This is a genomic window from Polaromonas sp. UBA4122, from assembly GCA_002381615.1.
Lineage (GTDB): Bacteria > Pseudomonadota > Gammaproteobacteria > Burkholderiales > Burkholderiaceae_C > Polaromonas.
Genome location: DFWY01000131.1, coordinates 1 through 2,995 on the forward strand (window position 1 = coordinate 1; position 2,995 = coordinate 2,995).

Below are 2,995 nucleotides of genomic sequence, written 5' to 3' on the forward strand. Positions count from 1 at the left end.
GGAAAGCGCCGCCTTTTCACGGCGCACAGCGTGAAGAGTCGTTCACGACTGGCAGCTTTCCGGCCGTCCAGTTCGACTCCAGGTAGAAGGCCCGGTAACGCACCTTGCCAAAGCCCCACAGCCGCTTGACCACGCCAAAGACGTGCTCCACCCGAGAACGGATGCGTGACTTGTTGCGGTTCTTGCTCCGTGCCACCTCGTCAACGCTGCCATCAGCGCGCCGTGTGCGCTGGTTTGTGAAGTCTTTGGCGTGGGGCGCTTTGCTGCTGATCAGCTCCTTTTGGCTGGCATAGGCTGAGTCCCCGTAGACGCGCTGTTCGTTGCCGTGCAGCAGGTCTGGCAGAGGATGTTTGTCATGTACATTGGCGGCTGTGACGACAGCGCTGTGGGCCAGCCCGCTTTGGCTGTCCACGCCGATATGCAGCTTCATGCCGAAATACCATTGCAGGCCTTTGCGGGTTTGGTGCATCTCGGGGTCACGGGCCTTATCGGCGTTCTTGGTTGAACTGGGCGCGCCAATTGAATAGTGGCGTCCACGATGGTGCCAGTGTTGACCTTGAAGCCTCGGGCCTGCAGCTCCTGTCCGACCTTGGCAAACAAGGCGTCACCCAGTTTGTTCTCATTGAGCAGTTTGCGAAACTTCAGGATCGTGGTGGCATCCGGCACAGGCTCACGACCCAAGTCAATGCCGACGAAGCGGCGCAGACTGGCGCTGTCGTACAGCGCCTCCTCACAAGACAGATCAGCCAGGTTGAACCAGTGTTGGATGAAGTGGATGCGCAGCATGCGCTCACGGCCAATCGGTGGACGTCCGTTTCCTGCCTTGGGGTAGTGCGGCTCGATCACTTCGCACACTACAGACCAAGGCACGACAGTTTCCATGGTCTTGAGAAATTCATCGCGCCGCGTGGGCTTGCGGTAGTTCTCAAAAGTTTGATCGGCGGCCATCGCGAGGGTTTGCTGCTTCATCCCTAGTTAACGTTTCAGCCCCTCTGGGCGTGGACCTTAATCAGCATAGCCTTAGGATCGCGAAGAAGGACCGGCCAACAAAACTGTTGCGCTTCGCTCTTAAAGCCGCCCACTGAAAACTAGGGGACCCAACATAGCAGCAAGCCAGGAAACCCGCATAATGAGTAGCCTATGGAATATTGACAACAGAGGCAAGATCAGTGCGGTTGCCAACAAAAGCCTGTGCTGCGTTTGGCACCGAACAGACGGCCAATGGTCCTTCCATTTGCGTCGCTTGGTACCTGATTCGTCACCGCTGGTCAATCTACAAGGAACACTCATGAAAGCCTGTCCGTCCATACGCTCCTGCCAGGCCGACCAGCGGAGTCAACAGTGATTGAGATTCGCAAGGGCCAAGCACCGGCCCAACTCGTGCGTGCGGAGTTCAGTGTCCGGTTTCGTGCCGCCTTCATCGATCCGGCGTTCCGTGCCGAAGAGCAGTCCATTGCACGGCTTGAAGAGATCGCCTGGGCAGGCTACACCGAGGGCCGCAAGGCTCCTGTCACACAGAAGGCGGGCCCGGGGTATGTCGATCCGGACTACGAATTGTCCACAGAGTGGACTGCCACAAAACAGCGCATCATCGATGCGCAGCGGAGTTGGGCTGACCCGTTGAGACCATCCCGGGTCTTACTGATCTGCGGCTCGGCGCGCAACGATGGCACCTGCCCGGGCGAGATATCCAAGAGCTTCCGGTTGTTGGGAATCGCGCGCGAAACTCTGGACCAAGCCGACATCCAGGTCGATGTACTGGACCTGAGCTTGCTCACCTCCGAATACGGCCGCAATATCCACCCCTGCAAGGGTTGCGTGTCGACCGCGATGCCGTTGTGCCACTGGCCATGCAGTTGCTACCCTAACCACGCGCTCAACCAGACCAACGATTGGATGTCCGAGATCTACGAGCGCTGGACTGCCGCTCATGCGGTGATCATCGTCTCGCCTGTGTACTGGTACCAGAGCCCGAGCCCGTTGAAGCTTATGATTGATCGGCTAGTGTGCGCCGACGGTGGCAATCCCGACCCCACTTCGACCTCGGGCAAGAAGGCCGGCAAGGCGAAAGAGCTTGAGATGGCCGGATGGGACTACCCCCAGCATCTCGCCGGGCGCGCCTATGGGCTGATCGTCCACGGAGATGTGGCCGGAGTCGAAGTCTCGCGCCGCGCGCTGTCGGACTGGCTCGACTGGATGGGTTTTATCGATGCGGGTGTGCAGGCGCGATTAGACCGATTTATTGGTTACTACCAGCCTTATGCGACCAGTCACGAGGCCCTGGACCAGGATAAACCCGTGCAAGAAGAAGCGCGCAACGTGGCGCGCGCGGTAGCCAAGGCCGTCGTCGAGTTGCGTGCCGGCCGGCTCCAAGCGGTGCAGCCAAGTCTGTCGCGTCCACGGCCAAAGTAAGTAGCTTTTGGGGAGAGTGGAACAATTCAGGGGCCGGGGTATTTAGCGCACTTTTCGAGAGCCAAGAAACCTTTTCATTTTTCTGCCCAGATGACCAGTCCTGGCAGGCCTTCCAAAGGGGGGTTCTATCGTTCAAGTCGACCGATCCTGAACTGGTCCGAATGAGCGATTTCAAATTCCGCATCAACGCGCGCGTCCGCTGCGAGTACGACTTTGGCGACTGCTGGCAACACTCAATTCGCGTTGAAGCGCGCCTACTGCTGGAAAAGAAGCACGCCTATCCCAGCCCCGCATCCTACTGGCGCTTCTATCCTATGCCACGGGCACTTGGTTGCCAACAGGCATCCTCTCATACAAAGGCACGCAAACTGCCCCGACACCCCGGCCGTATGGCTTCTCTTTGCCCGCCTTTGAACAGTCGCACCGCCTCCAGCTTGAACTCCAAGCTGTATTTGCCCCGAACTTGTACGCCTTTGATATTTCTCAATTCGCAATCTCCAATCTCTGAATTTAATCACAAGCTATGGAGTACGTTTTTCGGGGCCAAGATCACGATAACAAAGAAGGAGTCGATATGAAAGGT

Annotated in this window: 1 protein-coding gene and 2 pseudogenes; 2 read left to right on the forward strand and 1 reads right to left on the reverse strand. The window is 57.9% G+C overall.

Features of this window, described 5'->3' with window-relative positions; translation table 11 throughout:
* Positions 1–16: 16 nt before the first annotated feature.
* Positions 17–969: pseudogene (locus B3F77_RS15855) on the reverse strand (IS5 family transposase).
* 372 nt (positions 970–1,341) lie between these two features.
* Here B3F77_RS15855 and B3F77_RS15860 point away from each other — a divergent pair.
* Both B3F77_RS15860 and B3F77_RS21050 read left to right on the forward strand, forming a co-directional pair.
* Positions 1,342–2,412 (forward strand): flavodoxin family protein, encoded by a 1,071-nt coding sequence (locus tag B3F77_RS15860; protein ID WP_293605882.1) that lies wholly within the window; start codon positions 1,342–1,344, stop codon positions 2,410–2,412.
* A gap of 140 nt (positions 2,413–2,552) precedes the next feature.
* A pseudogene (locus B3F77_RS21050) lies at positions 2,553–2,990 on the forward strand (IS1096 element passenger TnpR family protein); the annotation flags it as partial.
* Positions 2,991–2,995: the final 5 nt, after the last annotated feature.